The 24,361-nt window shown below is 59.6% G+C and carries 18 protein-coding genes, 1 tRNA gene and 2 pseudogenes; 16 read left to right on the top strand and 5 right to left on the bottom strand.

All coding sequences use genetic code 11. From position 1 onward, the window contains the following. The first annotated feature begins 27 nt into the window (after nucleotides 1-27). Genes BQ4436_RS08240 through BQ4436_RS08225 form a run of 4 tightly spaced genes read left to right on the top strand, consistent with a single transcriptional unit; the run spans nucleotide 28 to nucleotide 3,203 of the window. Complete coding sequence (locus tag BQ4436_RS08240; RefSeq protein ID WP_070976321.1) at nucleotides 28-1,197, top strand: molybdopterin molybdotransferase MoeA; 1,170 nt, start codon at nucleotides 28-30, stop codon at nucleotides 1,195-1,197. A gap of 9 nt (nucleotides 1,198-1,206) precedes the next feature. Beyond that, nucleotides 1,207-1,689: a MogA/MoaB family molybdenum cofactor biosynthesis protein gene (locus BQ4436_RS08235; protein WP_070976320.1), complete on the top strand. Its 483-nt coding sequence runs from the start codon at nucleotides 1,207-1,209 to the stop codon at nucleotides 1,687-1,689. Further along, complete coding sequence (locus BQ4436_RS08230; RefSeq protein ID WP_070976318.1) at nucleotides 1,679-2,170, top strand: molybdenum cofactor biosynthesis protein MoaE; 492 nt, start codon at nucleotides 1,679-1,681, stop codon at nucleotides 2,168-2,170. Before BQ4436_RS08235 ends, BQ4436_RS08230 begins: the two co-directional genes overlap by 11 nt. Further along, entirely contained in the window at nucleotides 2,157-3,203 is a 1,047-nt protein-coding gene (locus BQ4436_RS08225; protein WP_070976316.1) for a ThiF family adenylyltransferase, read from the top strand. The genes BQ4436_RS08230 and BQ4436_RS08225 overlap by 14 nt, the downstream gene beginning before the upstream one ends. Here the strand turns inward: BQ4436_RS08225 and thrB are convergent. The 4 genes from thrB to argS all read right to left on the bottom strand — a co-directional run bounded on the left by thrB (nucleotide 3,200) and on the right by argS (nucleotide 8,594). Then, entirely contained in the window at nucleotides 3,200-4,129 is a 930-nt protein-coding gene (gene thrB / locus BQ4436_RS08220) for a homoserine kinase (RefSeq protein WP_070976315.1), read from the bottom strand. The two genes, BQ4436_RS08225 and thrB, sit on opposite strands and share 4 nt — an antisense overlap. Before the next feature lie 30 nt (nucleotides 4,130-4,159). Further along, nucleotides 4,160-5,512 carry a homoserine dehydrogenase gene (locus tag BQ4436_RS08215; protein ID WP_070362639.1) on the bottom strand — a complete coding sequence of 451 codons (1,353 nt, stop codon included), beginning with the start codon at nucleotides 5,510-5,512 and terminating at the stop codon, nucleotides 4,160-4,162. Nucleotides 5,513-5,596: 84 nt separating this feature from the next. Next, on the bottom strand, nucleotides 5,597-6,931 hold the full coding sequence (lysA, locus tag BQ4436_RS08210; protein WP_070976314.1) for a diaminopimelate decarboxylase: 1,335 nt from the start codon (nucleotides 6,929-6,931) through the stop codon (nucleotides 5,597-5,599). A gap of 10 nt (nucleotides 6,932-6,941) precedes the next feature. After that, on the bottom strand, nucleotides 6,942-8,594 hold the full coding sequence (gene argS / locus BQ4436_RS08205) for an arginine--tRNA ligase (RefSeq protein WP_070976312.1): 1,653 nt from the start codon (nucleotides 8,592-8,594) through the stop codon (nucleotides 6,942-6,944). 233 nt (nucleotides 8,595-8,827) lie between these two features. Between argS and BQ4436_RS08200 the strand changes: the two genes are divergently transcribed. The 9 genes and pseudogenes from BQ4436_RS08200 to BQ4436_RS08165 all read left to right on the top strand — a co-directional run bounded on the left by BQ4436_RS08200 (nucleotide 8,828) and on the right by BQ4436_RS08165 (nucleotide 20,895). Beyond that, the gene (locus BQ4436_RS08200; RefSeq protein WP_070976310.1) at nucleotides 8,828-10,504 is read left to right on the top strand and encodes an L-lactate permease; all 1,677 of its coding nucleotides are present in this window, start codon (nucleotides 8,828-8,830) and stop codon (nucleotides 10,502-10,504) included. 48 nt (nucleotides 10,505-10,552) lie between these two features. After that, a complete protein-coding gene (locus BQ4436_RS08195; protein ID WP_070362643.1) occupies nucleotides 10,553-11,338 on the top strand; it encodes a (Fe-S)-binding protein in 786 nt (261 codons plus the stop codon). Beyond that, nucleotides 11,335-12,865, top strand: a pseudogene (locus BQ4436_RS08190) (lactate utilization protein B). Before BQ4436_RS08195 ends, BQ4436_RS08190 begins: the two are co-directional and overlap by 4 nt. 2 nt (nucleotides 12,866-12,867) lie before the next feature. Then, entirely contained in the window at nucleotides 12,868-13,512 is a 645-nt protein-coding gene (locus BQ4436_RS08185) for a LutC/YkgG family protein (RefSeq protein ID WP_070976307.1), read from the top strand. A 79-nt stretch (nucleotides 13,513-13,591) separates the two neighbouring features. Next, nucleotides 13,592-15,169: an alpha/beta fold hydrolase gene (locus BQ4436_RS08180; RefSeq protein WP_255366168.1), complete on the top strand. Its 1,578-nt coding sequence runs from the start codon at nucleotides 13,592-13,594 to the stop codon at nucleotides 15,167-15,169. Between the two features lie 85 nt (nucleotides 15,170-15,254). Next, nucleotides 15,255-15,328, top strand: a tRNA-Arg gene (locus BQ4436_RS08175). A gap of 418 nt (nucleotides 15,329-15,746) precedes the next feature. Next, on the top strand, nucleotides 15,747-15,947 hold the full coding sequence (locus tag BQ4436_RS11720) for a helix-turn-helix domain-containing protein (protein WP_176754838.1): 201 nt from the start codon (nucleotides 15,747-15,749) through the stop codon (nucleotides 15,945-15,947). Nucleotides 15,948-16,307: 360 nt separating this feature from the next. Then, a pseudogene (locus tag BQ4436_RS08170) lies at nucleotides 16,308-18,307 on the top strand (site-specific DNA-methyltransferase). Nucleotides 18,308-18,309: 2 nt separating this feature from the next. Continuing rightward, nucleotides 18,310-20,895: a DEAD/DEAH box helicase gene (locus tag BQ4436_RS08165; RefSeq protein ID WP_070976303.1), complete on the top strand. Its 2,586-nt coding sequence runs from the start codon at nucleotides 18,310-18,312 to the stop codon at nucleotides 20,893-20,895. 81 nt (nucleotides 20,896-20,976) lie between these two features. Here BQ4436_RS08165 and BQ4436_RS08160 read toward each other — a convergent pair whose 3' ends face one another. Continuing rightward, on the bottom strand, nucleotides 20,977-21,465 hold the full coding sequence (locus BQ4436_RS08160; protein ID WP_070976301.1) for a hypothetical protein: 489 nt from the start codon (nucleotides 21,463-21,465) through the stop codon (nucleotides 20,977-20,979). Nucleotides 21,466-21,705: 240 nt separating this feature from the next. Here BQ4436_RS08160 and BQ4436_RS08155 point away from each other — a divergent pair, with 240 nt between their 5' ends. The 3 genes from BQ4436_RS08155 to BQ4436_RS08145 all read left to right on the top strand — a co-directional run bounded on the left by BQ4436_RS08155 (nucleotide 21,706) and on the right by BQ4436_RS08145 (nucleotide 24,348). Beyond that, entirely contained in the window at nucleotides 21,706-22,383 is a 678-nt protein-coding gene (locus BQ4436_RS08155) for a DUF4145 domain-containing protein (protein WP_143000858.1), read from the top strand. 38 nt (nucleotides 22,384-22,421) lie between these two features. Further along, complete coding sequence (locus BQ4436_RS08150) at nucleotides 22,422-23,837, top strand: hypothetical protein (protein WP_070976298.1); 1,416 nt, start codon at nucleotides 22,422-22,424, stop codon at nucleotides 23,835-23,837. A gap of 208 nt (nucleotides 23,838-24,045) precedes the next feature. After that, nucleotides 24,046-24,348 (top strand): hypothetical protein, encoded by a 303-nt coding sequence (locus tag BQ4436_RS08145; protein ID WP_070976297.1) that lies wholly within the window; start codon nucleotides 24,046-24,048, stop codon nucleotides 24,346-24,348. Nucleotides 24,349-24,361: the final 13 nt, after the last annotated feature.

Raw genomic sequence — 24,361 nt, 5'->3', positions numbered from 1 at the left:
CTGGTGGTGGCGCGTAGAGTAGGCGCCATGACACGAACTACTGAGGAGCACCTGAGTGCGGTGCGCGAGGCCGTCGGCCCTCGGCTTTCGGAGCGCATCAGCGTCGTTGAAGCTGGCAAGCAGCAGCGTGTGCTCGCGGCCGATGTTGTTGCCGTGCGCGAGCAACCGACCTTCGATAACTCGCAAATGGACGGGTACGCGTTGACACAGGTGGAAGCGCACACGGCGACGATCGGCCCGACGATTGCCGCAGGCGCTGACCCCGACGAACTGTATCCAGAAGGCCTGCAGGGCGTTGTGGCGCCGATCATGACCGGCGCGAAGCTTCCTCGTGGCACGGTAGCAGTCGTCCCAGTTGAGCGTTGCACCCCGCCGACGTTCGGGGCAACTGGTGAACCTGTCAAGATCCCTGAGGTCAAGCGTGGTCAGTTCATGCGCCTTGCGGGCAGCGATATCCAGCCCGGGGCTTGCATTGCGCATCGCGGTGATGGAGTGACACCGGCGCTTGTTGGCGCCGCGATCAGCCAGGGAATCGAGACCGTTGAGGTCGAGCGCACTGCGCGCATCTTAGTGATCACGGGTGGCGCTGAGGTCTCCCCGAGCGACCAGGCCACAGGCCCCGCGACAATTCCGGACTCGAACGGTCCGATGCTTGAGGCGCTAGCCGCGCGTCATGGCATCGAGGTTGTAGCGCGCCTGCTGACCAACGACGATCCTGAGGCGCTCGAGCGAGAGGTCGCAGCAGCGGTCGAGGAGTACCAACCGGATGCGATTGTGACCTCAGGCGGGATCAGCCACGGCAAGTTCGAGGTCATCCGTCAGGTGTTTACGGATGGCTGGTACGGACATGTCGCTCAACAGCCCGGCGGGCCACAAGGCATCTCTGCGTTTCACGGTGTGCCTGTGCTGAGCCTGCCAGGCAACCCGATTTCCACCATCGTGTCATTCGTCCTGTACGTCGCACCAGTGTTGGGTCACGCGCCGGCTCCCGTACGCGTTGCTTTAGATACAGATGTCGTTGGAATCGCCAGCAAGGATCAGTTCCTGCGCGGTGAAATTCGAGAGAGCCTTGCGCATCCGTACCACGGTACAAGCTCGCACCTGCTTACCCAGGGTGCCACCGCGACCTGTCTGATCCGCATTCCCGCCGCGGCTACGGTTCCCGCGGGTACACCAGTCATGGTCTATCCTCTGTAGATTGTGCCTATGAATACCAATCAACGTACTGCACGGGTTATCGTGGCTTCTACGCGAGCTGCCGCTGGTGTCTACGAGGACAAGTCAGGTCCGATCGCGGTCGGGTTCCTGCGGGAAGCGGGGTTCGACACCCCCGACGCCACCGTCGTGGCCGATGCCGACCTTTCGGATGCAGTCCATGAGGCACTCGCCGCTTCCCCGTCGGTACTGCTGACCTCGGGCGGAACCGGCATTACACCGGATGACCAAACGGTTGATATTGTGGAGCCTCTGTTGGACCGGCAGCTGCCAGGTATCGTGCACGCGTTCTGGGCCTATGGTCAGCAGCAAGTCGCGACGGCAGTGCTGTCGCGTGCTGTCGCCGGAGTGGCGGGTCGCACGTTTGTCATGACACTGCCAGGTTCACGCGGCGGGGTGAAGGACGGGTGTGCCGTGCTCGCTCCCCTGCTCGACCACATCACTGCACTCATAGAAGGATCACATGAGCACTAGTTCACAACCAAGCTCTACATCGGACCCACAGTTCGTCGCCGAGCAGGTCAATACCGTCATCGGCGCACGCATTACCGAAACGCCGCTTGAGCAGTTCGCTGCGGATGCGGCCACGGCTACAATGACGCGCTCCATGGGTGCGCTCGTCCGCTTTGAGGGCGTTGTCCGCGACCATGACGGCGGGCAGGCAGTGCGTTCGCTGACGTACGAATCACACCCCAGCGCCCAAGACGAGCTCCGCGCGATTGTCGAAGACATCGCCCAGCAACACCCGGTGCGAATCTGGGCCGCCCACCGAGTCGGCTCCGTGCCGATCGGCGAGATGGCGTTCCTGGTCCTCGTGGCCAGTGCGCACCGCGCCGAGGCATTCGCCGCCTGTGAAGAGGTCACCAACAGAGTGAAATCACAGGTCCCAATATGGAAAGAGCAGTCCATGGCGGACGGCGCAACGCAGTGGGTTGGTATCGATGACGCTCGATGAGCGCTACCTACGGCAAACCACACTCATCGGCGAGAGGAAGCAGCAACAACTTTTCGACGCCCACGTCGTTGTTCTTGGCGCCGGAGGCTTGGGGTCTCCGACCCTGCTGTACTTAGCTGGTGCCGGCGTCGGCACGATCACTGTCATCGACGACGACCGGGTGGATCTGTCCAATCTGCACCGGCAGGTCATCCATACCACCGCTGCCATCGGTACCGCAAAGACGGCGTCGGCAAAGACACAGATGCTGGCGTTGAACCCGGATATCAACGTCCGCACTGTATCTGACCGCCTCACGTGGGATAACGCACTGCAGCTGTTCAGTGACGCTGACATCATCGTCGACGGCACCGACAACTTCCAGACTCGCCACATCGCATCGCACGCGGCCACGCGCTTGGGTGTGCCGCACGTGTGGGGGTCAATCCTCGGGTTTGAAGCACAGCTCACGGTGTTTTGGGCAGGCCACGGGCCAATCTACGAGGACCTCTTCCCCGCTCCACCAGCACCAGGCAGCGTGCCCTCTTGTTCCCAGGCAGGCGTGGTCGGGCCACTTGTGGGCGTTGTCGGGTCCGCGATGGCAATGGAAACCATCAAGCTCATCACCGGACTCGGTTCGCCACTAATTGGCCAGATTGGCTACTTCGACTCACTCACAGGTATGTGGGAGTACATGCCGCTTGTCGCAGACCCAGAGCTCACTGAGCGCGTGCGTACGAGCGCACCTCCACAAGGACCGGCGGAAGTCACCACCATTCCGGAAGGCGCCACGATTCTCGACGTCCGCGAGCCCGAAGAGTTCGCTGACTTCCACCTTGACGGCGCCATCAACATGCCGCTCGGCACCATTATCGATGGCTACACACCGCCAGAAGCGCAGCCCGGCACCATTGTGGTGTGCGCCCGAGGGGCGCGCTCAGCGCAAGCTGTTGCAGCGCTCGATGCGCGCGGCGTGACCGGCACAGCGAGCCTGCGCGGGGGCGTCGAACAGTTCCGCCCCCCGCGCAGGCCTGTAACAACCAGGACGGATTAAGCGCGGGTCAGCTCGCCGCGTACCGGACCCGCTACCTCGAGCTCGATGACGCGTAGTCCGGCCTCGCGGGCGTCGTCAAGCAACTCCTCGTCAACGTCCGTCGTGGTCAGAACCAGGGCGGTCGGGCCCGCACCAGAGACGAAGGCTGCGTAGCCGCGGTTGCGCAAGCGGTTGACCCACTCAGCGGTGACCGGCAGCACGTCAGCACGGTACGGCTGGTGCAGGCGGTCGCGGGTGCCCTCCCAGAGCAGCTCGGGGTGGGACTGGATGGCAACCGTCATCACCGCGGTACGCGACACGTTGAAACGCGCGTCCGTGTGCGTGACGTGGCTCGGCAACACCTGCCGCACCGCGTTGGTCGAGGCGTGGAAGTTCGGCACCAGTGCCACCGCACGAATCGAGGGATCCACGGGGACCCCGACAGCCCAGTAGACCGGATGCGATACACCATCGACAGGAATCTCGGTCCAGGAGACAACCGCCCCGCCGAGCACAGATGCGGCAGCATTATCAGGATGCCCCTCGAACGCCGAGGAAAGCTGCACAACTTCCTCTGTGGGAAGCGGATTACCAGCTAGTGTGTTTGCCGCCACAACGCCTGCGACAGCCGCAGAGGCCGACGAACCAAGCCCACGAGACTGCGGGATGTTGTTCGTGCACACCACGCGAAGGCCTGGAACAGAAACATCAGCGGCCTTGAGGCCAGAACGAATCGCTTTGACTACGAGGTGGGAGCCGTCGCGCGGCAGGTCCTCGGCGCCTTCGCCGAAGATCTCCACCTCAAGCCCGGACTCGATGACCTCAACCTCGACAGTGTCGTAAATGGAGAGAGCGAGCCCCAACGTATCGAAGCCCGGTCCTAAGTTCGCCGACGAACCCGGCACCGTCACAGTCGCCTTTAGGCCTACTTCAATGTCTGTCGCCATGATGTGCTCCTTGTCTGTAGGTATCTCAGCTTAGGCGTCTAGGCGGATCACCGAGTTGATTTGCTGCACATCCGGGTGCTGCGAGAGGCGCTCCACGATGTCACGCAAGTCCTTCTCCAGCGCCTTGTGTGTCACCACGATCAGGTGCGCCTCATCGCCGGACTCCTCCTGGCGCACTGCGGAGAGCGACACGTTTGCCTCCGCAAACTTTCGGGTCAGCTCCGCCAGCACACCAACGCGGTCGTTGACGGTCATGTTCACGTGGTAGCGAGTCGCCACCTCGTCGAAGCCGACCACTGGGTAGTTCGCGTACGGGTTCTCCGCTGGTGCACGGCCGCCGTGCACCTTGTTGCGGGCTGCACCGACCAGGTCGCCCAGCACTGCAGACGCGGTAGGAGCGCCACCAGCACCGTTGCCGTAGAACATCAGGCGGCCAGCGGCCTCAGCCTCGACGAAGATGGCGTTGTACGACTTATCAACGCTCGCCAGCGGGTGCTCGTTCGGGATGAGCGTCGGGTGAACGCGAGCATTAACAGCAGTGGTCTTGCCGTTTTCGTCGTAGAGGCGCTCACAGATCGCCAGCAACTTAATCGTCTGGTTCGACTGCTTCGCCGCAGCAATATCCTCAGCGGTAATCTTCGTGATGCCCTCGCAGGACACATCGTCGAACGTGACTCGTGTGTGGAAGCCCATCGAGGCAAGGATCGCTGCCTTGGAAGCCGCGTCATGGCCCTCAACATCGGCAGTCGGATCAGCCTCTGCGTACCCCAAACGGGTCGCCTCAGCGAGTGCCTCCTCGTAGGTCGCTCCAGTCGAAGCCATCGCGTCCAAGATGAAGTTAGTCGTACCGTTCACAATGCCGGAAATGCGCTGAACCTGGTCACCGGCCAACGAGCGACGCAACATACCAACAACTGGAATCGCCGCAGCAACCGCTGCCTCATAATAGAGATCGACGCCTACTTCATTCGCGGCATCGGCAAGCTCGGAACCGTGCGCTGCAACCAGCGCCTTGTTCGCCGTAACAACGGACTTACCTGCCTTCAGAGCAGACAACACCAGTTCACGCGGGTAGTCGATGCCGCCGATGACCTCGACTACAACATCAACGTCATCGCGAGTGATCAGCGAGCGAGCGTCATCAGTCAGCTCAATGCCTTGCACCTCAGGCGCATCCTTGTGCTTTTCCACGTTGGAGACCGCAACACCGCGCACCTCAAGTGGGCCACCGATACGCTGCTCAAGATTGTCAGAAAACTCCCGAATGAGGCGAAGCACCTCACTGCCCACAGTGCCTTTCCCCAAAATAGCGACACCGACCGGCTGACCAATTCCCTTACCTGGGTAATTACCGTTACGGCTCTCTGCAGATTCGACCGACATCTCTAGATTCTCTCCTACTTCGATACTGGTACGTTCAGCTACGGCGCAGTGTACCGCTTTGTCTATTTCGCACAGAATACATTCTTATTTATATTCACGCGAGAGAATGTCTTCAACAGTTTCTCGCCGCACCATCGGCTTGATCTTTCCAGCCCGGACCGCGACCACGGCAGGGCGCCCAAATGAGTTGTAATTCGAGCTCATCGGGTAGCAATATGCTCCTGTCGCAGGCATCGCGATCAGGTCGCCGCTGACAATGTCGTCCGGCCACTGAGCATCCTCGATGAGAATATCGCCGGACTCACAGTGGGAACCCACCACTCGAGTTGCCACCGGCTGGCCGCCTGTAAACCTGTTGACCACCCGGCCCTCGTAGACGGCGTCGTAAAGCGCTGGACGAATGTTGTCGCTCATGCCACCGTCAACGGAAATGTAGCGACGCGTCTTGGTGTACGAAATCTCGACGTCTTTGACCACGCCCGCGCTGTATAGCGTAATGGCGGATGGCCCGGCGATCGCACGGCCAGGCTCGACAACCACGGTCGGCGACGAGATACCGAGCTCACCGGCAACCTCGTCGACGGCAGCCAACAGATCTTTCGCAACCGCAGCAACGTCCAATGGCGCTTCTTCCTCAAGCTGCGCGATGCCATATCCGCCGCCAAGGTCCAAGTACTCAAGCGCAACGCCGCGCTCGGCCCAAATCTGCGCATACAGCGCAAGCACACGTTCCGCGGCGAGCTTGAACCCCTCTGCATCAAAGACCTGGGAGCCTACGTGGCAGTGCAGGCCGGTCAGGCGCAGATGCTCCGCATCGATCGCGGCACACGCCGCCTGATAGGCAGAGCCAGACGCCAAGGAAATACCAAACTTTTGGTCCTCGTGGCTCGTCGCGATGAATTCGTGTGTGTGCGCGTCTACGCCTGGCTTCACGCGGATAAAGACCTCTTGGGTGGTCCCCATTTCCCCGGCAAGCTCATTGAGCTCTCGAAGCTCCTGGTGCGAATCAAGGACGACGTGCGCTACCCCAGAATCGATGCACAGCTGCAGAAAGCTGCGCGACTTGTTATTCCCGTGCACCGTAATCCGCTCTGGCGGAAAGTTTGCAGCAAGCGCGATGCGAAGCTCATTTTCGCTCGCAACATCAAGCGCGAGGCCTTCCTCGTCAACCCAGCGGGCAATGTGCGTGGTCAAGAACGCCTTCGACGCGTAGTGCACATGTGCTGGGTCACCGAACGCCTTTGCCATATCGCGACACCGCGAGCGGAAGTCGTCCTCATCCACCACCATGACGGGCGTACCGTACTCTTCGGCAATCTCTGGAAGGGGCACGCCAGCGATAGTCACGACCCCGTCTTCTTCTCGTTTGGTGTTGCGTGGCCATACGTGCGCGGGAAGCGCATCAAACGCTGCGGTCATGTACTTCCTCCTACATCCGTTCCGGCGTGCTCACGCCGATCATGCCGAGTGCGTTTGCAAGTACCTGGCGCGCCGCCATCGCCAGTGCGAAGCGGGCGGTATGCAACGGCTCAACTTCTTCGCCAGGCTTCGGCAGGATCTGGCAGGCGTCGTAAAACTTGTGGAAGGAGCTAGCTAGTTCCTCCGCGTAGCGCGCGATTCGGTGCGGTTCGCGCAGCTGCGCGGCGGTGCTCACTACCTCTGGGAACTCACCCAGGGTACGAATGAGGTCGCCCTCCTTTTCATGCTCAAGCAACGCAACGTCCGCGCCGTCGGTAGTGACGCCAGCTTCCTTCGCCTTGCGAGCGATGGAGCACAGACGCGCGTGACCGTACTGCACGTAGTACACGGGATTGTCGGAGGACTGCTTAGTCCACAGGTCAAGGTCAATGTCCAACGTGGAATCCACAGAGGAGCGCACGAGCGAGTAGCGAGCCCCGTCAACGCCGATAGCGTCCACGAGATCGTTGAGAGTAATGATCGTCCCGGCGCGCTTCGACATCTTGACTGGCTGGCCATCACGCACAAGGTTGACCATCTGACCAATGAGCACCTCGACAGCCTCAGGGTCATAGCCAAGAGCCTGCGCTGCCGCGCGGAGGCGCGCAATGTAGCCGTGGTGGTCCGCGCCAAGCATGTAGATCGCCAGTGTGTGACCGCGGTCAAACTTGTCTGCCACGTACGCGATGTCGCCCGCGATGTAGGCGGCGTCGCCATCGGACTTCAGCACGACACGGTCCTTGTCGTCGCCAAACTGGGAAGAGCGCAACCACCAGGCGCCCTCGTTTTCGTACAGGTTGCCGTTGTCTTTGAGCGTTGCAATCGCCTTATCGACGGCCCCACTCTCAAACAGCGAATTTTCGTGGAAGAACACGTCGAAGTCCACGCCGAACTCGTGTAGGGACTCCTTGATCTGAGCAAACATCATTTCCACGCCTGCGGCACGGAACGTTTCCTGCACGTCTTCGGGGCTGCCATCAAGCGCATTCGGCTGCTTCGCCACAATGTCGGCGGCAATGTCATTGATGTAGGAGCCGCCGTAGCCGTCCTCTGGAGTCGGCTCCCCCTTTGCCGCTGCTACTAGTGAACGTGCGAAGCGGTCAATTTGGCCACCGTGATCGTTGAAGTAGTACTCGCGGGTCACCTCGGCACCGCTCACCTCTAGCACGCGGCCAAGCGAGTCGCCCACAGCTGCCCAGCGGGTCCCGCCAAGGTGGATCGGGCCGGTTGGGTTCGCCGAGACGAATTCGAGGTTGATGCGCTGGCCGTCAAGAAGAGATGAATTGCCGAAGGTCTCGCCTGCCGCCAAGATGTCCGCAACCAGCTGCCCCTGCGCGTCCGTGGCGAGGCGCAGGTTCAAGAACCCTGGGCCTGCGACGTCAGCTTCTGCGATTGCTGAGTTTTCCAGGAGGGCGTCGGCAAGCCACTGGGCAAGCTCGCGCGGGTTCGTACCGGCTTTCTTCGCCACCTGCAGTGCGATGTTCGTCGCGTAATCGCCGTGCTCAGGGTTGCGCGGACGCTCGACGGTCACTGCATCGGGCACGACGGATGCGTCGAGATTGTGGTCGGAAAGCACCTTGACGGTCGCTTCATGAACTGTTGTAGCGAGATCAGCTGGAGTCATGGGCAAACAGTCTAATTCACACTCCGGACATTCTCCCTATTCCCCCATAAATGCCGCGCGACCCCCATTTGACTACCCCCACCATAGGTACTGAAAACGCTACTAGCTTGAACTTCTACAGACCTCATCCATTTGTGTGACCTAGCATACTTTTTAGGTTTCTCATTGCAGATGTCACCACAGTACTTTGGGGAGGTATTTTGTGTAGCCCTCTGACTCCAAGGAGTGTCTCAGTGGACAAGTTTCAAATTATTACCGACGCAGTAGGGGGAAGCCTCGGGCTTTCTGCGCTCGTTTCCACGATTCCCCTTCTGACGTTTTTCTTCATGCTGCTCGCGGTCAAAGCTCGTGCGCACACGTCCGGCGCAGTAGCGCTGGTCGCAGCTATCGCAGTCGCGATACTCGGGTTCAACATGCCAACCGAGATGGCGCTTGCGACTGCACTACGCGGCGGATTGTTCGGACTCTTCCCAATCGTGTGGGTGATCTTGACCGCGATCTGGTTTTACCAAATTACGGTTGCATCCCGTCGCTTTGAAGATCTTCGCCTGGTCTTTGACAAGATGGGCAGCGGCGACGTCCGCATCCAAGCAATGCTGATCGCGTTCTGCTTCGGTGGCCTACTCGAGGCCCTCGCTGGATTCGGCGCACCCGTCGCGATTACCGCGACGATGATCCTGGCGCTCGGCATCCCGCCTTTGAAAGCCGCAACGGTAGTCCTGATTGCAAATACAGCGCCTGTGGCATTCGGCGCCGTCGCCATCCCCATCACCACCGCGGGCGAGGTCGGCGGTCGCACCCTCGAGCAAACGCAGAACATCGCCGCGATCGTTGGCCACCAGACCCCTCTGCTCGCATTCTTTGTTCCTTTTATCATCGCAGCAATTATCGACGGCTGGCGAGGCGTCAAAGAAACCGCGCCTATCGCGGTGACGATCGGACTGAGCTTCGGTATTGCCCAGTGGTGGACGTCGAACCACTTCGCCTACCAACTCACGGATGTCGTTGCCTGCATCGTCGCCCTTGGAGCTGCCTTCGTGGCGCTTCGCTTCTGGAAACCTTCGACTACTGCCGCTCTCCGGGAACGCCTCGGCTTGCCTGAGTACGAGGACAATACTGAGCTGCCTGGCACCCGAGTCTGGATGGCGCTGATGCCGTACGCAGTCGTGGTTGTCGTCTTCGGTCTAGCGAACCTGGGCACAACCATCCCGCAGTGGCTGAGCTCGTTCAAGATCAGCCTGACATGGCCTGTTATCGAGCGCGGACTGCTCTTCAACCAGCTGGGTGAGCCAATCAACACCGACTACACCTTCGCCTACATCAACAACCCCGGCACGCTCCTGGTCATTTCTGGCCTCATCGTCGCTATCGCCTACATAATCTTTGACGGCAACGGTCTCTACCAGCTCAACTGGGCACAGGTGGGACGTGAGTTCGTCGATACTTTCTGGCGCATGCGTTGGTCATCCACCACTATCATGTTGGTGCTCGCGTTGGCCTACGTCATGAACTACTCGGGCCAGACCGTTTCGATCGGCGAATTTTTCGCCAACATGGGCGGCGTATTCGCATTCGCTGCCCCAGCGCTTGGTTGGGTCGGCGTGGCAGTAACAGGCTCCGACACCTCCGCCAACGCGCTGTTCGCTAACCTTCAAGTCACCGCTGCAAATAAGTTGGGCCTCAACCCAGACCTGATGTTGGCGGCAAATACAACCGGCGGTGTCGTCGGAAAGATGATTTCTCCACAATCCCTCGCTATTGCCGCGACAGCTGTGAATTTGGAGGGCAAAGAGTCCGAACTCTTTAAGAAAGTTGCAGGATTTTCCGTGGTCTTCTTGGTTGCAGTGTGCCTGATTGTCTTCCTACAAACCAACCTACTGAGTTTTCTAGCTCCAACTGTTGTAGCGTAGACGTATTACCATTATCTGTATCGTTCACGACCATCAAAGGAGTCCACATTGCGAGTAGCACTGTTTTCTACTTGTATCGGTGACGCCCTGTTTCCTGACGCCCACAAGGCCTCAGCACTTGTCCTATCTCGTCTGGGCTACGACGTAGTCTTCCCTGAGGGACAAACCTGCTGTGGCCAGATGCACGTCAACACGGGCTACCAGGAACAAGCTGTGCCAATCATTCAGACATATGCCGATGCGTTTGCTGACCCATCCATCGACTATGTTGTGGCCCCTTCCGGCTCGTGCGCTGGTGCAGTTCGCGAACAGCACGTGCGCCTCGCCGAACGCTACGGAAACAAGGCGCTTGTCGACGGCGCTACGCAGGCAGCGAAGAAAACCTACGAGCTCACGGAGTTCATCGTGGACGTCGCTGGCGTGACCAACCTCGGCGCGTTCTTCCCACACAGGGTGACCTACCACGAGTCTTGTCACTCTCGCCGCTTCCTGAAGGTCGGCGACCGCCCTTACAAGTTGCTTGAAGCCGTCGAAGGCATCGAGCTCGTGGACCTGCCGAACGTCGAAGAGTGCTGCGGATTCGGTGGCACCTTCTCGGTGAAGCTGCCCGAGGTTTCCGCAGCGATGGTTTCCGACAAGGTGCGCCACATCAAGGAATCAAAGGCGGAGTTTGTCACCGCCGGTGACTCCTCGTGCTTGATGAACATCGCTGGCGCGATGAGCCGCCAGCACAACGGCATCCGCGCGCTGCATATTGCAGAGATTCTCGCCTCCACGAAGGAACACCCGTGGACGCCAACGACCGCTGCGTACTCGAAGGAGAAAATGCTGTGAAAGTTGCACTCGGCAAACCAACGATGCCCCCCAGTGGCGCAAGGACCGAACCACCTGCGTGGCTCGGAGCGCTTCGCACAGGCTGCACACCACGAACTCGACAACGTTACGAAGCGTCGAAACCTCAACTACGCAACCACTGCTATTCGTGTAAAGCGCCAAAACGTTGTGGACGAACTCGATGACTGGCAGGAACTGCGCACCGCTGGCTCCACCATCAAGCAGGATGTTGCGGCCCGCATGCCTGAGCTGCTCGAGGAGTTCGAGCGCAACGTCACCGCTCGCGGTGGCCACGTTCACTGGGCACGCGACGCCCAGGAAGCCAACGACATCATCGCTTCGCTCATTGAGGAGACAGGCGAGACTGAAGTCGTCAAGATTAAGTCGATGGCGACGCAGGAAATCGCGCTCAACGAGGAGCTAGAAAAGCGCGGCATCCATGCACAGGAAACCGACCTTGCGGAGCTCATCGTTCAGCTCGGCGAAGACTTCCCATCACACATCCTGGTGCCAGCGATCCACCGCAACCGCGAAGAGATCCGAAACATCTTCGTGGACAAGATGCCCAACACCGACGACTCGCTGACGAACAATCCGGCAGAGTTGGCCGAAGCCTCTCGCATTTTCCTCCGCGAGCAGTTCATGAAGGCCAAGGTGGCTATCTCCGGTGTCAACTTCGGTATCGCTGAGACCGGCACGGTCTCCATCGTCGAATCCGAGGGCAACGGGCGCATGTGTCTGACGCTGCCGGAGACACTGATCTCCGTCATGGGTATCGAGAAGTTGCTGCCGAAGTTCGAGGACTTGGGCGCGTTCTTGCAGTTGCTCCCGCGCTCCTCCACCGGCGAGCGTATGAACCCGTACACCTCACTGTGGTCAGGTGTGACGGAGGGCGATGGCCCGCAGAACTTCCACATCGTTCTCCTGGACAACGGTCGTACCCACGCGATGTCGAACGAGATCGGCCGCGAAGCACTGAAGTGCATTCGCTGCTCCGCATGCCTCAACGTGTGCCCGGTCTACGAGCGTGCTGGTGGTCACTCCTACGGCTCGACATACCCTGGCCCAATCGGCGCGATTATCACGCCGCAGCTGACCGGCATGGAGTCCGCCGAGGACCCGAACGCGTCGCTACCGTTCGCATCTTCCCTGTGTGGGCGCTGCAACGAAGTGTGCCCAGTGAAGATCCCGATCACAGACATCCTGCTTGAGCTTCGCCACCAAAAGGTAAAGGAGCACAAGCCGTTCCTGGAATCCACGGCCTTCGGCGCTATTTCCCTACTGTGGGGCAAGCCTGCGCTGTGGAACGCTGCTATGCATGTTGTTTCACTAGGTCGCGTACTCGGCGGTTTCAAGGGTGAGATTTCTTCAATGCCAGGCTTCGTTGCGGGCTGGACTGACTACCGCGACGTGGCAGTGCCACCGAAGAAGTCGTTCCGCCAGTGGTGGAATACGGACGAGGCGAAGGACCTCCTCGCTGAGGCTCGTCGCGAAGGGATCCCAGCTAATGTCAGGAAGGATGGCTAACAATGTCAAGCACCCGAAATGAAAGCGCGAAGCGCGAGATTCTTGACCGCATCCGCACTGCACAGAAGCTCTCCCATACCCCAGAGCACGTCGAACCAGTGCGCGAGTACCGCACCACCAGCGACCACACTCCCGAGCAGTTGCGCGAGATTCTCATCGATCGTCTCCTGGACTACAAAGCGACGGTTGTAGAGACAACCGAGGAGACCCTTGCCGCAGACATCGCCGACATTCTTGCGAAGCGCGAGGCAACCGACATTGTCTACGCACCAGGTCTTGACGCCGCGCTGTTCGAGAAGTTCGACGGGAGTGCCCGCCCTGACGATCCGTCAAGTGACCCGCGGGAACTCGGTCCCATCGGTGCCGCGGTGACCGACTCGCACGTCACGTCAGCTCAGACCGGCTCGATCGTGCTTGAAGCTGGCGAGCTGTGCGGACGCCGTGCGCTGTCGCTCGTCCCCGACCGCCACGTGGTGATCGTCCGCCCAGAGTCAGTGGTCTACGGCGTGCCCGAAATGATCGCCCGCATCGATCCGGAGAAACCCGCTACCATGATTTCTGGTGGTTCCGCGACCTCCGATATCGAACTCGTTCGTGTCGAAGGCGTCCACGGACCCCGCGACCTGATCGTGATGGTTGTGCAGTAACAGCACACCATCGACTTTGCCCTACCGGTCAGCGCATCGGTAGGGTTAGTCATTTTCGCCCATGAACGGAAGGAATGCAGTGCGCATCTCAGCTTCAGTAATTGCAGCGCTCAGTTTGCTTGGCATGGCCGTCGCCACGCCTGCCGCCGCGCAGCCAGCACCGGCTGTGCAGTGGACCAAGTGCCCGAAAGAAGTGAAAGATCCGACAGCGCAATGTGGGCAAGTCGACGTCCCAATGCGCTACAACCAGCCGAATGGCGCGAAGATCCAGGTCGGGTTCGTACGCGTGCCTGCCAAAACCCAAGCTCGTCGTGGTGCACTGTTTACCAACCCCGGTGGCCCAGGTGGCGACGCCTACGCTTACGCCGCCGGCAATATCCTCGAGTTTCCGAAAGAGCTCAACAACGAGTGGGACATCATCGGTGTGCAACCCCGTGGCCTGCCCGGCTCCACGGCACTCGAGTGCGCAATTCCCGATGTGAGCGATCCTGGCCAGATAGCCAAGCTCACTGCTGACAGCCTGTTCAACGCGGGAGGTTTCAACCGCTCGGCTTGCCAGGGTAACAAGCCTGGCTACCCCGAAACCATCACCACGGAGAACACCGCACGCGACTGGGAAGAAGTTCGACGCGCTCTGGGCTACCAGCAGGTTTCTATCCTCGGTGTCTCCTACGGCACCTATCTTGGCTCCGTGTACGCGACCCTATTTCCACAGCACACCGACAAAGTAGTGCTTGACTCTGCCATGGACCCCACCCGCTCCTGGAACGGCATCGCGAGCGACCAACAGGCAGCATACGAGAAAGCACTCAACGAATACTTCGCCTGGGTAGCACTCAATGACGCCAAGTATCACATGGGCAACACCCCGCTGAAGGCATACCAGTACTGGTCGCGCAAGGTCAGTGCACAAGCTGGCACCAACCCAACTGTCACTCCCCCGCCTGCACGCGTTGGTGATCTGCCAGCGGGCCTCGAGTTCGCCGGACAGGCTGGCGCGGACGCCATGACGGCAGTCGGGAAAACCCGTGTCGAAGGTGAAGGCGTCATCAGCCGCATGCTGAACCCTGGTGCTGTGCAAGCAAAGTCACCGCTGCTGCAGGAAACACGCGCCATGCTTCCAACCCCAAAGATGTGGGACTACCTGGCAAGGTCCACAAACGGCACCCTGACCGCTGAAGAATCGAAGCAGCCGTCCAAGGAAGAGATTCAGCAGGCGGTAGATCAAATGATGGCGGTCGAGCAGCTGCAAGCTGCCCAGTGGTGCAATGAGAACGTTGTCCCCGGCGACCCGACGCTGCTCCCCTCGTTTGCATGGTCACAGCTCACGGGAGACCCGTTTACTTTCTTCAACGCTTCACGCGGCTCAGGGTGGTACTGCAACGGGGCCGGCGCAGTCACCGGAATGGCACCCCTGAACGGGGCGGCATTAAAGACTCGCCCGCTGCAGCTATCTGCGACCCGCGACCCCCAGACGCCGTACTCAGGCCACGGACAACTCGCCCGCAGAATGGGCACCCAGGTAGTCACGATTCACGGCCCAGGCCACGCACACTTCGGCACCGGCAATAAAGTTGTCGACGCCACCGTCATCAACTACCTGCGCACCGGCAAGGCCGATCGCACTGATGCACCAGGCTACTGGGAGGCCCAATAGCAGCTACTTTCCGCAGTCTTAGGCCAGTTATGTGCCAGGCATTTCTGGTGCTAAGATTGCGTCATTGCTTGCGTACAAGCAATGCGTCTCCGTAGCTCAGCGGATGAGAGCATCGGTTTCCGGTACCGAAGGTCGCAGGTTCGAATCCTGTCGGGGACACAATATTCCATGGGGTTTCGGGGAACTTTTCTATTCATTTCAGGAAACTCCTTCCAGGTCGTCGGTGCCGTTGGGGACGTAATTTTCAATTGGGCGCAAGACTTCTTCGCGCTGGTGGTTGGTCTTTATCATGCTGCACCGCCTCGGGTCTCGGGACGGTCCTCTCCACGGGTGGACGAGACGGGTTACGCGGCGAAACCAAGCGCAAAGACAAAGTCGGTACTCCCGTTGCATGTTTGCACTACGGTTCGCCACTGACGAGCTGTAGCGTGGCAAGCATGGCCCAGTTCCCTCCACCGCGACGCGCATACGAAACGTGGCCCGACGTGGACGTCGAGACGGTGCCGGAGATCTACCGCAAGGCTTGGGCACTGCGGGACAACCTCGTTAAAACGGTCGAATACTACGTCAAAGAGGGTTGGGCAAAAACAGGTCGGACTTCGCCCGCAGATGCGGGCTGCACCCCTCGGTGCTGTCGCGCTGGGTTTCAGGCGACGTGTGGCCGTCTGCCGACACCGTCGCCGCCGTCGAGGCCGCGGTTCACATGCCGATGCGGCCGTACCAGAAGGCTCCGTCGCGAAAGGGTCTGAAGTCCAAGGGCGGGTACGACTACTCGTAAGTCGTGCGGGTGTGTGCGGGTAAACGTTTCGTTGTTTCGCATGCGTAAAACGCTCGCAAAAGTACACCCCTGGCAAGCACAAGTCGGTCCGATTCGATGTGTCTACTCGAAGGGGCGGTGCGACTTCGACGGGAACGGCGAAGGTATGTACATGTTTGCACGCACGGGTGACCCCATACGAGGGTATTTGATTGACCTATTTCAGGGGCGGTTTGCAACTTTGCCGATGTGACAGAGGCATGAACTTTTTGGAGTCGAAAACAAGTTCGCCGTATAGGCCGTTTTGTCGAGCCCATGTCGTGTCGCCGACTACTGTGATACACGACGAAAACTCACGCGAATCACGCTAAGGAGACACAGTTGGGCAGACAACAACGCCTTGAGCTGACCTGGACGAATAAGGACAAGGCACTTATTCCCACCGAGCAAGGCCGCTACGGCTACACCTGGGTTGACCCACGAGACCCGCGGTACTGCGAAACGAGAGTCTTAACGGTTGACGAAACGGTGACCGGAACGAGGTCGGAAAAGGAAGAGGGCACCACCTACTCCCAGCGCGCCGACCTCGAACTGCAGGCGGACAACCTGCTCATTCTGGGCGAGTCTGGCGACGTGCTCGAAGCGCTCACCCGCGTACCGGAGTGGTCCGAGAAGTACGTCGGCAAGGTCAAGTGCATCTACATTGACCCGCCGTTTAACACGGCGCAGACCTTCGCCAACTACGAGGACAACTTGGAGCACTCGGTTTGGCTCACCATGATGCGAGACCGGCTGCTGCACATGCGCGACCTGCTCAGCAATGACGGTTCGATTTGGGTCCACCTTGACGATGTAGAGAACCACCGGATGCGGTCACTTATGGACGAGGTGTTTGGAAGCGGGAGCTTCGTTGCGGAGGTTACGTGGGAGAAAACGTACGGTGGAAAGAACGATTCATCTAAATTCATTCACAATACTGATGTGGTTCTGGTCTATGCCGGGCCCAGCTTCTCTCTGAATGGGTTGCCCAGAACCGACGAGATGAATGCACGTTACTCCAATCCAGATTCTGACGCCCGCGGTTTATGGAAGGGTGACAACGCCTTTGCTCCCGGGGCGTCCACCCACCCGGGAATGGTCTACGGGATTCAACACCCCGTAACCGGCGAGCTGGTTTATCCTCGATCTAACTCCCATTGGGTTTACGGGGCTCAAAAAATGCTCGAAATCATGCGAGAATGGGGCGATTACCAATTCTCGGGTCAGTCCCCTGAAAGTCAAGAAACTCGCTGCCGACTCATAGGCAAGGAGCTCGCCATCGAACAGCCGGCCGAGGATATTTTATGGAACGGCTGGACTGCCGAAAAGGGGGTCGCGAGGTATCAGGAAGGCGGTTGGCCTCTCTACTATCCGACAAAGAATGGAATGGGAGGATTCAATTTAAAGCGATACCTCATTGATATGGCTGACAAACGACCACCTACAACACTCTGGACTCATCAGGATGTAGGACATTCTGACAATGCAAAAAAGAGATTAAAGCGTTGTTCCCATCTGTCACACCCTTCTCCACCCCCAAACCTGAGCGCCTACTAGAGCGCATCATCCACATCGCAACGAACCCCGGAGACGTCGTCCTCGACGTGTTCGCCGGTTCGGGAACAACCGCAGCGGTAGCCCAGAAAATGGGTCGCCGCTGGGTGACCTGCGAACTCGTGGAGGACACCTTCAACCGCTTTACCCGTCCGCGACTGGAGAAGGTCGTAGGCGGCGAGGACCAGGGCGGTATCACGCTCCAGAAGGAAGAGCGCGCCGACGCCACCGAGGACGGTTTGCCAGAGGGTCTTACCCCGGAGGAGGCGCAGAAGTTCACCTCGCTGCTGAATAAAACCATCAAGAACGCCGACGAGCTCAAAAAGAACCCCGCGGTCAAGCAACTCAAGGCCATGACCAAGACCAAGCCGGTCAAGGGCGTGGTCAACTGGCGAGGCGGTGGTGGCTTTCAAGTTGCCCACCTTGAGCCGGCCTGTTTCGACTACGACCCCGAGGTGGCTCTGACTACCCTGACCGAGCACGCCACCGGCGACCTGCTCGTGCGCTCTGTGGCAGCGCAGCTCCGCTTTGCGCTCACCCCGAACGACTTGCACTTCGACGGCAAGCGCGGCCGCGAGCACCTCGTTGTAGTCGAAGGTGTTTTGGACGAGGAGAAGATTGACGAGGTTATGTCCCACCTCCCAGAAGGTCACTCTGTTCTGTTCGCGGCGACCGTGGTCGATGACTTCGCCCGAGAGCATGTCCGGACGTTCAAGAACGGCTCGCGAGTCGTTCACGTCCCGCTTGAGGTCTTCCCGTATTCCGACGCTGCCGAGGAGGAGAAGTAACCATGGCACAGAAATTGAACCTCTCCTTTGATGAAAACCTGGTTGCAGAACTCTCGAACAAGTTCGACCTCCGCGCACCGAACGCCGAAGCGCTTGCCGATTTGGTGAAACGAATCGAAAAGGGCAACTACGACGCTCTAGAACCGCTGGTGCTCAACCTCGCAACGGGCGCGGGCAAGACCTACGTCATGGCAGCGTTTATCGAGTACCTGCGCCGTCAAGGCCATCGCAACGCCATGGTGGTCACCCCGACGAAGGTCGTACAGGACAAGACTGTCCTCGACTTCTCAGAAGGCTCGCACCGCTACATCGGTGGCTTCGACGTCCCGCCCCGGCTTGTCACTCCGGGTGACGTGTCGAACCTGCGAGTCGATAACGTCGCATCTGACCTTTTTGTGGGCGAAGGTGCCTCTACGCTGTACGTTTTCAATGTCCAGCAATTGTTTCCGCCGAAGAACGGCGGCAAGAACGTCGCAACGGGAGACGAAGCGGCGCGCCGCAAGACATGGAAGTTCCAGGAGGACTCCGGCGCGCTAGCGCAACGGTTGATCGACACGGAAGACTTAGTCATTATCGCCGACGAGTCTCACCTGTTCGGCTCTACTGCGAAGACATTCCGCAAGTCGCTGACTTCTCTGAAACCCGCCGTGACCGTGGGGCTTACGGCTTCGCCGGACAAGGGAGATGACGTTGTTTACCGCTACCCGCTGTGGCGGGCTATCCAGGACGGTTACGTCAAACAACCGGTGCTGGTCTACCGAGAGTCGGGCTACGCCTCGGAGGACCGTCAGCTCCAAGACGCATTGTCACTGTTGGCTATCAAGGAAGAGGCGTACGCGAACTACCGAGCAGCACACCCAAATGGAAAACAGACCAAGCCGTTGCTGTTCGTGGTCTGCTCCGGCGTGCCTCACGCCACCGAGATTGCCGAGCGCCTGCGCGGCCCCGGCTTCGTAAATGACCCGCTCGCGGTGCTTCAGGTGGACAACAAGCACAACGACAATACCACCCAGTCGTTCTTGCGCTACCTCGACACGGATAACTCCCCGGTTCGAGTGATCGTCTCGGTCAACAAGCTGCGTGAAGGCTGGGACACGAAGCGCATTGCGGTGATGTGTACGCTTCGCACAATGGGCTCTGAGGTGCTCACCCAGCAGGTCATGGGCCGAGGCCTTCGCCTGCCGTTCGGGGCGTTGACTAAGGTGCCTGCCATCGACGAATTAGACATTCTGTCGCACGAGTCCTTCGTCAAGCTGTTGGAAAGCGAGGACGTACTCAAGCAGTTCGGCATCGAGAACGCAGTGCGAGAAGGCGACGACAAGGAGATCATCACCCCTCCTGGCACGACCAACCCGCCGCGGGTTGGCTCTGGTAGTGGACACGGCACCGGTGTTACGGGTGGCTCCTTTGCTGACACCGGAGAGACTGGCACCACGGTGCAGCCAGGCGAAGACCCTCGCACCCCTGGTAACGGTCCTGACACCTCAGCAGTTGACCGCACTGTGGGCACACGAGCTCTCACCGACGAAGATGACGTTGCAAAGGGCGTTGAGATATTCACGCCAGTCGTTGTTCACGTCAACGAGAAGTTCGCTGGCACCACCTTCGACTTCCCATCTTCGGCTATGACGAAGACGAAGAAGCAGTTCGAGCTGGTTGACATCCCGAACTCCGTTATTGCTGAACGGGCAGACAAGGTCACCGACACTGACGAGTACTTGGCTCGTACGAAGATCGGTGTGGCAGACGAGGGTAACAAAATCGAACTCGACAACGACGATCGCTCCGCCGTACCGAGTTTCAAACAGACTCCTTCCCAAGTCGCCGCGGAACTCATCCGCCGCGTCATGGGTTCCGGTGCGGTTGCCGCAACGACAGAGAACACGAGCCAACTCAAGCGCCGCATCGTGCCGACGTTCATGGAAGCGACGAAGATCGAGCAGTGGACGGAGAAGGCCAAGGAGTCCGCGGCCCGACACTTGCGTGAGCTCGTTGTAGAGGAGTCCAGAAAGGCGAACGCCCAGACTAGAACCACGGTGTCCATCCACCCGGTTATCCTCCCGATTGACGACTCGTTCGTGCTCGACCTCGACAAGAAGGTGCTGGGCCTGCTCGACCGGCAAGAAAAGTCCGCGGGTAAGGCAGGTTTTAGCACCACGGAGTACTACGGCACCTGGAAGAAGGGACTTTTTGAGGCCGCACGCTTCGACTCGTTCACCGGCGAGTACCGCCTGGCAGCTTTGCTCGACCTCGACCCGAACGTGGTGTGGTGGAAGCGGATCTACGCCCACGAGGGCGCACGGGTGGCCTACACTCCGCACAACTCATACGTCCCAGACTTCGTGGTTTACGACAAAGACGGCACCCACTGGATTGTCGAAGCCAAGGAGAACCGCGGCCGCGACGACGAGCGCGTCCAAGCCAAGCGAGCAGCCGCTGAGCGCGTGGTGCGCCAGCTCGTGGGCATGCCGGAGTATGAGGACCAGACCTGGGGCTACCTCATCGCCTACGAGGACGACATCGCCTCTTCCGACTCGTGGGCCGACTTGGTTGCCGGTTCGGTGACGGAGCGGATGCCGACCCCCTAAGAACGGGCAAATGAATAGCCGGATCGGAGTTAATTCTTCGGGCCGGCTATTCCTATGAGGCTGAGGCGCCCCCTATTCAGCTCAAAATGAGGGCTCGGAATCTGGACGAGCGTCGCCGTCTTCCATGTTTGGACGATCCGCATAACCGATGAGCTGGAACGGCATGTCCGCTATCGCCTTGAGACGGAACGACATCTCCGCGTCCACGAAATTTCTCAGCACCTGTTCAACTGTCAGGTTGTGGCATTTAATGTTGACAACCGGGAGCTTTCCATCAGCATGCGGCTTCAGTGGATGCCTACCTTCGGCCTCTGCATCGAGTTTGTTGACCGCCCACAGATGAACGGAGTCCTCCGAATAGTCGCGACATCCCGGATGCGCGAGGTCAATCCCCACGACCATCCACTGGTTTGGGTCGAGTTCAGCCAGGTCGTAGATGCTTATGGCCTGCCCGGTGTCGTCCTTGTAGAGACGCCCAGTGCCTACGTAGTCGGTCTTGAAGTTTGTATCCATTGGTTCAACTTCGAATGGATCTTCGTATCGAACATCAAGTTCTTCATATTCAGCCATGCCCCCAGCATATGCGACGACACAGAATGCTGAGGAGAATCAGAAGCGAGCTGGCGTTTGGTCATTGGAAGCCTGGCCCCTCCCATCTTTTACAACTGCCGATCAGGCCATGCGTTCGAATTGGGCACGGCTGTATCGCGATAGTCATTACACTAGGCGTATCGGTTTACGATTCGGAGGAGAGAAACGCTCGACTACAACGGATTCGCCCTGCTGTCGCTGGATAACTACAACGGGCATGTGTCGTTCAGGTTTGATGAGAGCCTGGCGCAAAGCGGTTCTATCACCTGCCCCGTTTGTGGTGAGGGCAAAACCGTGAATATTGCCCTGGCCAAGGACAAACGCCTGTTCGCTGAAACTGGATACCGCTGGATGGTCTGTCAAGACTGCTGCGGCGCGTCAATAGCCATCGCATACGATGATGAATCGGCGACGATATACCCACCTCGCCCAAGCGGTCGGCAGATCGAAAACCTGCCAACCGCCGTGATGCAGATGTGGGAAGAGGCGAATCTAACGTACTCGGTGGGGGCCTACACGAGTGCAGTCCTGATGTGCCGGAAGATCATTTTCGCGACCGCGGTGAAGTGCGGCCTGCCAGCGAAGAACGAAAAGGGTCGCGCACCGAAATTCGAGGAGTGCGTGAACTACCTCGTTGACAAGGGAATCATCACGACGCACATCAAGAACAACTGGGCTGACAGCATCAGAACCTGGGGCAATGCAGCCACTCACGAGATCCAATCAGCCAAAGAATCGACCGCGGATAAGGCCATAAAGTTCACCGAGCAGGTTCTCCTGCTGTCGTTTGAATACCCGAGCGCGGCCAAAGCGGAGAACGAGAACGAAACCGACCAGGCAGGTGAAAGTTCTCCCCGCAGCACAATTCCGCGCACGTCTGGCAATTACCCAAGCTAACCGCTGCGCAACCCGTTCCGACCGGCGACAATAAACCCATGCCAGCCGCGAAAGAACTCACCCCGCGCCAACGCACCGTCCTGCAATGGGTCGTTGACGGGTGCCCCACCGACCCTGAAGTGCCTTCGACGTACAAAACCACCGCCCGCACGCTCGAAGGCCACGAGCTCGTCAAGGTTAAAGGCCACGGCAAGACCTGGCAAGCAACGGTCACTGAGCGCGGCAAGCGGGTGCTGGCAGGTAAAGAACCGCTCCGGAGACCGAAACGCAAGCGCGGTACGGCACCCGAGACGGTGTACGCCCGGCCGGCCTATGCCCCTCCGGAGCCACCACCTGCGAGCGAAGTAGCACTCGACGCGCGGGTGACCGACTTGCTCGAAGACTTGGTCGCCTCTCCGCGCGGGTGGGTTGTCAGGCGCGTAGAAAACCGCGACGTGGCAAGAGCAGACTGGGACCCCGTAGAAAAGTGGGTCAAAGGACCGCGGAAAGACCTTGTCCCGGACGGCAAAGAGTTCAGGCTCGAGTGGCGCTCCGACTCGTGGCACTTCAACTCCCCCGTGACGGTGACCGCTGCGTTGCTCGACGCGGACGAGTGGGTGTCACCAGACCCAGGGCCTGTCCTGCGGGGCGAAGTTGAGGTCCGCAAATTCCACCCGGCCATCAACCGGCTTCTGCGAACCTCTAAGTGGTACAGCGCAGAGACCAAACAGCGCGCAAAGTTGCTTTTGCACGTCGTTATCACCGAGGCACAAGCCCGCGGGTGGAGCGTGACGGAACACGACTCCGAGGACTACAAGGGCAAGAAGGTGCTGGAGAAAGTCACACTCGACACCGACTACCGCTCATATGAAGTGTGGGCCAGCGAGCGCGAAAACAACGTCGAGCGGCCGCCGACGAAGAAGGAAGTCAAAGCCTACAAGGACTCGCTGCGCTGGTCGTACAACAAAGGCAAAGAAATGCCAAAGTACTACGTCAAAGAAGGCACAGGCCTGGTGTCTCTCACTGTCGGTTTCACCACGCGTAACGACACCCCTGCGAAGCCGACGCGGCTGAATTCGGTGCTCGGAGACTTCTTTGCCGACGTCCACCGCAGGGAGCAGTGGTACGCAGTGGTGGAAGAACGCGACCGAATTGAGGCCGAACGCCGACAGCGCCGACTCGACAAGGCAACGGAGCTCGCCCGTGTCCACCACCGGGAAGGTGAGCGTCACAAAGTGCTTCTTAAGCGCGTTGAGGCTTGGAAAGAGCGTCGGGCAATTGAGGAGTACCTCGACGCGCTCGAAGGCGTTCCAGAGGCCGAAGAATGGTTCAATTGGTGCAAGGAGAGGCTGACCAAGACCAGCGCTCTGGGCGAAACCGACTTGCCTATGGCCGTCCCCTTTGACGAGCACGAGAACCGGGGGCTCATTGCGGCGTTCGAGCAGCGGTTGCCGGAGGACGAGAGCCAGTGGTGAGACGCGGCTGTCGCAAGGCTGGGTTCCGGGGCGGCAGTCGTTTCGGGAGTCGTGGCGAGGGCCGGTGCGGGAGGGTGTCAGGGGTTGGAAGGAAGCGGGGCTTTGGCCTGGAGGGGTGTGTCAATAGTGGCAGCAGAGTCCCGAGTTAGGACAAGGTGCGAACCCCCGCTGTAGCGGTTCGTCTCGTACGACGACACAATGCCCGTCCATGACTGAACAACGACACGACAGTGACGGTGGTGTGCCTGGCTCGGCGTGGTCGCAGGAGGCCGCCCCGGACACGTTCTACGCCAAGAAAATGCGCTCTCTTTCCGACCCGTCCCCATACACCGCGATCCGAGTCGAGGTGCGAGACGGGGACTTTCGGCTTCTGTCCGCCCACTGGCCGGTGGCGCTCGCGCTCAAGGAGGTGGGCGAGCGTCTTGCCCGCGGTGAGCAGGCCGCGGCGTACCTCGTCCGCTGGGACCGCATTGAGTCGGACAGCGACCCACGGCTGAAGGAGACGTTCTAACTTGCACCGAACT

The sequence above is a fragment of the Corynebacterium sp. MC3 genome (assembly GCF_900099485.1).
Taxonomy (GTDB): domain Bacteria; phylum Actinomycetota; class Actinomycetes; order Mycobacteriales; family Mycobacteriaceae; genus Corynebacterium; species Corynebacterium pseudogenitalium.
This window is presented reverse-complemented; position numbering and strand designations above follow the sequence as displayed.